Raw genomic sequence first — 6,428 nt, 5'->3', positions numbered from 1 at the left:
CGCGTTATGCTGAGCAGCGGACTGGCATTGTCGGAACGCCGCGCTTGCCGGCTTGTGGGGCTTTCCCGAGACGCCTGCCACTTGCGCCTGGCGGAACGGATGGGGCGGATTGCCGGCTGATGGCAAATAGGGTTGGATGATGGGGGCGGGTCGATGGCCGCCCCTTCTTCTTTGGCGGGTGATGATTTCCGGGTAGCGGAAAGAAAGGTTGAGCATGGATGAGTTGTGGCGGCAGTTCGAGGCATGGCTTGCCGAGCATTGGCCGGATGGGCTGGCGAGCTTGAATCCGCCGGCTAGCGACGCTCAAATCGCCGAGCTGGAGCGGCAATTAGGCGCGAAGCTGCCGGCCGATTATGTGGCCTGCCTGAAGATTCATGACGGGCAGAGCGGCGGTGACTTCCTGTTCGACGGGATGGAATTCCTGTCTTGCGAGGAGGTGTACCGGCAGTGGCGAGTCTGGAAGGAACTGTTGGACGATGGCGTTTTCGCTGGCGAAATATCGGAGCCGGAGGCGGGCATCAAGAACGACTGGTGGAATCCGCGCTGGATTCCCTTCACCCACAACGGCGGCGGCGATCATCTATGCCTGGACTTGGACCCAGCGGAGTCTGGCACGCTTGGGCAGGTGATCACGATGTGGCATGAAACCGGCGACCGCGAGCGGGTGGCGGCAGGGTTTGAAGCGTATTTCGCCGATTTTGTGGCCGGCGCGCTGGATGGCCGCTACGTGTATTCGGAAGAGTATGGCGGCTTGGTAGACGCGGCGGACGTCGCATGATGCTGCCGCGAGCGGTTTTCTTCGATCTGGACAACACCCTGGTGCATCGCGACGCCAGCATTGATCTTTACGCCCGCCGGTTTTGGCGCGATTTCGGCGATGCCATCGATGGCGGCGGCGAGGCGCACGTCGCCGAGCTGGTGAAGTGTTGCGACAACGGCGGCTATCTGCCTGCCGGCTCGCCGTTCACTTCGATCAAGCAGGCGGTTTCCCATGGTTTGAAAACGCAGATCGTCTGGCGGCAGGCGGTGGAGCAGGACGCGCTGCTGGATCATTGGGAGCGCCATAACGCCGTTTGCACGGCGGCGATGCCGGGGGCGGCGGAGGCGGTGGGCTTTCTGGCGGCGAATGGCGTGCGCGTGGGCGTGATTTCCAACGGCAGCCACCGTACGCGGCTGGAAAAGGTAGCGCAGTTGCCGTTTGCCGCGGCTATCGAGCTGACAGTCAGCTCCGAGTCGGCCGGCGTGAAAAAGCCGGACGCGGCGATTTTCCGGCTGGCGGCCGCGGCGCTGGGGGTGGCGCCGGTGTGGCTGAGCGGCTTTCACGCTTGGCCGGCGGATGCGGCGCCGCCACCGCGCCACTGGCGTCGTTGGCCCAATTGGCGGATTTTTCGGCGCGCTAGGCGGCCGCGGCGCGCCGCCTATTGGCTTTCCTGGCCGCGCGTTGGCGGCTCCACCCCCACCACCCGGTCCCGTCCGCCGTTCTTGGCCTGGTACAGCGCTTTGTCCGCGCGCGCCAGCGTGCTGTGTATCCGCTCGTCCTCCTGCCACAGCGTGACGCCGACGGAGAACGTCTGCTGGTCCGGCAGGTTGCGGCGCAGCGATTCGATGCGCGTCACCGCCTGCGGCAGGTCGCAGTCCATCAAGGCCAGCACGAATTCCTCGCCGCCAAAGCGGGCGAACAGGTCCGATTGCCGCATGCGCGATTTGATCAGCAACGATGCTTCGCGCAATAGCCGGTCGCCCTCGGGGTGGCCATAGGTGTCGTTGAATTGCTTGAAGTGGTCCAGATCGAACAGCGCGATGGCGAGGGGGTAGCGGTAGCGTCGGGCCGTGGCCAGCATCATTTCGATCTGCAAGTCCCAGGTGCGGCGGTTGGGCAGTTGGGTCAACTCGTCGGTGCCGGCCAGCGACTCCAGCTTCTGCATCAGGCTGCGCATCTGGCTCAGCCATTTGTGCAGCAGCCGGACCAGCAAAAATCCCATGGCGCTGGCGATGATCCACATCACCAGCATCATCCAGCGGGCGACGATGCCGTAGGAGTTGGATTGCGCCACTTTCTTCATCAGGTCCAGGGTGATCGATACCGCCAGCGTGTTGGCGCTTTCCGAGATGTGGTTGAAGATGCGGATTTCCTCGTTCATGACCAGGTTCGATGCCTTGTCCTGCGAGGCGGCGTCCTGGGCGCGGTATAAGGCGATGATTTTGCGATCCAGGGCCATGAAGCGGTTGAAATCTTCCTGCACGCTGTTGAGCTGGCTGCGTTGGTCATTGGCGAGGCGCATCGCGCGCAGCTTGCTGAGGTCTCGGTTGAAGTTGTCGGCGGAGCGTAGAAACTCCGACCGGCTGATCGAATCGTTGCTGCTTGCGCCTGCCACGTGGCGGACGATGTCCAGCGCATAGCCGGTTTGCCAGCCGTTCAGGTCCGCGGCGTCAAACTTCACCGCCATGGCCGCCTGGGCAATGGCGATGTATTCCACAATTTCCGCCCTGCCGTCCTCTTCCAGCCTTTCGATATAGAAGGACAAAACCGGAAGCAGGCCCATGCACAACAGGATGGGCGCGGCAACCATGATGGCCTTCAGCATGATGCCTTTGTCGTTTCTATCAAACATGCTCGCTTCGCCGCAGTGGAATGGTGAATTGGCAAGCGTCGCTTAGGCTAGGGGCTGGCGGGCGGCGACTTTGCTTCAGAATAGATGGTTTTGATAAGGACAAATACGTAGTCGTCGCGATGGCCGGCGAAATGGCAAACGCTGGCGCTTGGCAGCGGCTTCGCGCGCTGGGATGGAAACGTCAATGGCATAATGTGGTTTTATGAGGAGCCGCGGATGGCTCGATTTGACCTGATTATTTTCGACTGCGACGGCGTGCTGGTGGACAGCGAGCGCATCACCAATGCCGTGTTCGCCGGCATGCTCAATGAGCTGGGCTTGCCGGTGACGCTGGACGATATGTTCAGCCACTTCGTCGGCCTGGCCATGGCGCAATGCCTGAAGCAGGTTGCGGAAATGCTGGGCCAGGCGCCGCCGCCAGGATTTGAGGCGGAATATCGCCGCCGCTCCCAAGCCGCGCTGGAAGCGGAGCTGAAAGTGGTGGCGGGCGTGCCGCAGATGCTGGAGGCCTTGCCTTTGCCGTACTGCGTGGCGTCCAACGGCAGCCATGACAAGATGCGCGCCACGCTGGGGCTGACGGGTTTATTGCCGCGTTTTGCCGGCCGGATGTTCAGCGCGCAGCAGGTGGCCGCGCCCAAACCGGCGCCGGACGTGTTTCTGCATGCGGCGCGCAGTCTGGATGTCGATCCTGTCCGTTGCCTGGTGATCGAGGATACGCCTACCGGCGTGCGCGCCGGTGTGGCTGCGGGCATGACGGTGTGGGCTTATGCGGCGCTGACGCCGGCCAGTCGATTGATCGAGGCGGGGGCGGCGAGCGCGTTTGCGCGGATGGAGGACTTGCCGTTGCTATTGCAGGCTTGACGCGTGAGCGCAGGATCAGCGGGAGCCGTTGCCGGCTGGCGCCGGTCCCGCGGCGTCATCAGTGCAACAGCAGATCTTCGTGGTCTTCGGGATAATCATTTTCCGGCGCGCGGCGCCAGGCATAGCAGCGCGGCGGGGCGCCGGCTTCGGTTTGGAACTGCTTCAGCCAGTAGGCCAGACGGCGCCAGCAGCGGCGCTCATGAGTCAGGAAATGCAGCAGCCGGCTGCGGCTTCCAGGCTCCGGTTCTGCCGGCAGGCTGTGTTCGTTCATCATCGCGGACATGATGTTATCGCTCCAGATCGGTTGACGGGTGCTATCCACGTTTCGAACTGTAGCGATGGCGAAATCAATTTCGCGCATAAAAAGCGGCCGGGCGCATCAAAATCTCATCAAAGCCTTTTATCGCCGCACGCGGGATGGGCGTCCAGCGGCAGCCGGTACAACCAGGCTTCCACATTGCCGTATTCCGGGCCGGCATGGAATGGCCGGACCCGCTTGGCGCCGGCGTTTCCGGCGGTGCGGATGGATGCAGCATTGTCTTTGGCCATGGCGATATCCAGCCATTTCAGGCAACTCAGATCGGGCAGTTCTCGGCGCAGGGGCAATCGGTTTGGTCGATGCTCGGACGAGTTATTCCAGATGGCATGAATTTCGTTGATCGGGAGAGGCATGGGGTAAGCCGCCTGAAACGGTATCTCCAGCAGCTGCATGCGGCTAGGGGCTGTTGACGTTTGATGAGTGGATCGCGTTTGCGCCGATTTGGGCCGGAAGCAAGGCGCACAGTCCGACGCATAGTCATTCTATGCAAGGGCTGGGCAACGCGGCTTCCGTCCCAAAGCGGCCAAACCCGCAGGGCCGGGCGCCTTTCGCGCCGACTCTTCGTTGTTTCGCGCTGGCAGAGAATGACTATGCGGCGCGCGAAACGCCTCGATTCGCCGCAAAACGCATCCCGGCGCGACCGCTCACCAAACGTCAACAGCCCCTAGGCCATTGCATAGGCAAGATAGGCATGAATATGCCTGAAATTTAAGCCATTTGGCATTTTTTGTCGACAATGAACTACCCGCCTCAGGCGCATGTCTGATAGGGTTTGTTTACAAGCGTTTACGGGTCGCCAGCCTTGGTGACATCCGTTACCATGCTGCATCCTCCTACGAATCCGACCATGCCTAGCGTTTTTTTTCACTCAGATTGGCTGAACCGATTGAGCCGCCGCTGCCTGCGCAGCGGGCGGCCGCTGGCCTTGGCCGCCGCTTTGTTGGCCGCGCCGGCTTTTGCCGCTGTGGATTACACGGTGGATATCCAGGCGCCTGGCAATCTGACGTCCTTGCTGCGCGACAATCTGGAACTGCTGACCAGCCAGAAGGACCCGGATATCGACCAGGCCTGGCTGGAGCAGCTGGTCAAGGGCACGCCGGACGAGGCGAAGAAGCTGCTGGAGACGGAGGGCTATTTCCACGCCAATGTCGAGGCTGCCCTGCAAGACGGCAACCGCATCGTGGTCAAGGTGGCGCCGGGCAAGCCGGCGCAGATCACCGATCTGACTATCCGGCTGGATGGCGCCATCCGCCAGCAGGACGATTATCAGCAACGTTTTGCCCAGGTGCTGGAAGCGTGGTCCTTGCCGCTGGGCGCGCCCTACCGCCAGGACGACTGGGACGCCAGCAAGCGCGCCATTCTGCGCAAGGTGCAGGCCGACCGCTTTCCCAAGGCGCGCATCGTCAAGAGCGAGGCGAAGATCGACCCGGCCACCGACAGCGCCGTGCTGGAAGTGACGGTGGACAGCGGCCCGCTGATCCGCTTTGGCCGGATCAAGGTCAACGGCCTGCAGCGTTATCCGTGGAAGCTGGTGGTGGGCCAGGCCGACTTCAACAATGGCTCGCCTTACACCCAGGACAAGCTGCTGGCGTATCAGGCGGCGCTGGAGCAGTCGCCGCAGTTTTCCTCGGTGATCGTCAGCGCGGATTTCGACCACATCGTCGACGACAAAGTGCCGGTCAATGTCGATCTGGTGGAACTGCCGCGGCAGAAGGCGGAGCTGGGCCTGACCTATGACTCCGACGTCGGCCCCGGTGTTCGCGTCGGCTACGACCATTACAATATTTTCAGGCGCGGCTATACCGGCTCGATGCTGATCGACTGGAAGCGAGACCAGCAGTCGGTCAGCTTTGGTCTGGGCTTCCCGCGCGAGCGCGACGGTTATTCCCATTCCATCACCAGTTCCTTCAAGTCCGAAAACATCCAGGGATTGAAGACCGATACCATCGACGCCGGCGCCTGGCGCGTGCGCAGCCGCGGCAATATCGAGTCGCGCATGGGCGTGGAGTTTCTGAAGGAAAGCGAAGACGCCGGCGGCGTCACCTCGCGCGACACCCACGTCACCCAGCTGGTGTATGGCTGGACCCAGCGCGCGGTGGACGACCTGATGCGGCCGCGCAGCGGCTATCTGCTGGATGCTCGGGTGTCCGGCTCGCTGGGCCTGCTGGGTTCGTCCACGTCCATCGTGCGCGGCTACGGCCGGGCGGTGGGCTACTGGTCGCCGTTTCCCAAGTACGGCACCTTCGTCGGCCGGCTGGAGCTGGGCCAGGTCTGGGCCAAGGAGGGCGCGCAAGTGCCGTCGGCCCTGCTGTTCCGCGCCGGCGGCGCCAACAGCGTGCGCGGCTACGATTACCAGAGTCTCGGCCTGCCCGGCCCCAACGGCTCGGTGCTGGGCGGCCGCGTGGTGGCCACCGGCAGCATCGAATACCAGATTCCGATCAAACCGGACTGGTACTTTGCGCTGTTCACCGACGCCGGCAACGCGGCAGATAGCTGGAAAGGCTTCCAGACCATGCACGCCAACGGCGTGGGCGTGCGCTGGATGAGCCCGGTGGCGCCGCTGTCTTTCGATATCGCCAAGGCGGAGAGCGACGGCAAGATCCGTTGGAATCTCAGCCTCGGCCTGGCTTTCTAGA

General features: G+C 62.9%; 6 protein-coding genes and 1 pseudogene. 4 read left to right on the top strand and 3 right to left on the bottom strand.

Annotated features, from left to right (window positions below):
• The first annotated feature begins 214 nt into the window (after positions 1-214).
• Together QUG01_RS04620 and QUG01_RS04615 are read left to right on the top strand one after the other, a co-directional pair.
• Positions 215-778, top strand: coding sequence for an SMI1/KNR4 family protein (locus QUG01_RS04620; RefSeq protein ID WP_500829090.1), 564 nt, complete (start codon positions 215-217; stop codon positions 776-778).
• Positions 775-1,242, top strand: a pseudogene (locus QUG01_RS04615) (HAD family hydrolase); the annotation flags it as partial. The gene QUG01_RS04620 and the pseudogene QUG01_RS04615, both read left to right, overlap by 4 nt.
• Positions 1,243-1,418: 176 nt before the next feature.
• Here QUG01_RS04615 and QUG01_RS04610 read toward each other — a convergent pair.
• The gene (locus tag QUG01_RS04610) at positions 1,419-2,612 is read right to left on the bottom strand and encodes a GGDEF domain-containing protein (RefSeq protein ID WP_500829089.1); all 1,194 of its coding nucleotides are present in this window, start codon (positions 2,610-2,612) and stop codon (positions 1,419-1,421) included.
• A 216-nt stretch (positions 2,613-2,828) separates the two neighbouring features.
• Here QUG01_RS04610 and QUG01_RS04605 point away from each other — a divergent pair, with 216 nt between their 5' ends.
• Positions 2,829-3,473, top strand: coding sequence for an HAD family hydrolase (locus tag QUG01_RS04605; protein ID WP_500829088.1), 645 nt, complete (start codon positions 2,829-2,831; stop codon positions 3,471-3,473).
• Between the two features lie 58 nt (positions 3,474-3,531).
• Here the strand turns inward: QUG01_RS04605 and QUG01_RS04600 are convergent, their stop codons facing one another.
• The gene (locus tag QUG01_RS04600; protein ID WP_340225019.1) at positions 3,532-3,795 is read right to left on the bottom strand and encodes a hypothetical protein; all 264 of its coding nucleotides are present in this window, start codon (positions 3,793-3,795) and stop codon (positions 3,532-3,534) included.
• A 68-nt stretch (positions 3,796-3,863) separates the two neighbouring features.
• A complete protein-coding gene (locus QUG01_RS04595; protein ID WP_500829087.1) occupies positions 3,864-4,184 on the bottom strand; it encodes a hypothetical protein in 321 nt (106 codons plus the stop codon).
• Positions 4,185-4,639: 455 nt separating this feature from the next.
• Between QUG01_RS04595 and QUG01_RS04590 the strand changes: the two genes are divergently transcribed.
• The gene (locus QUG01_RS04590; protein ID WP_500829086.1) at positions 4,640-6,427 is read left to right on the top strand and encodes an autotransporter assembly complex protein TamA; all 1,788 of its coding nucleotides are present in this window, start codon (positions 4,640-4,642) and stop codon (positions 6,425-6,427) included.
• The last annotated feature ends 1 nt before the right edge of the window (position 6,428 follow it).

The sequence above is a fragment of the Chromobacterium sp. CCUG 76385 genome, from assembly GCF_059916625.1.
The sequence above is the reverse complement of the archived record's forward strand: the minus strand, read 5'-3'. Positions and strand labels throughout refer to the sequence as shown.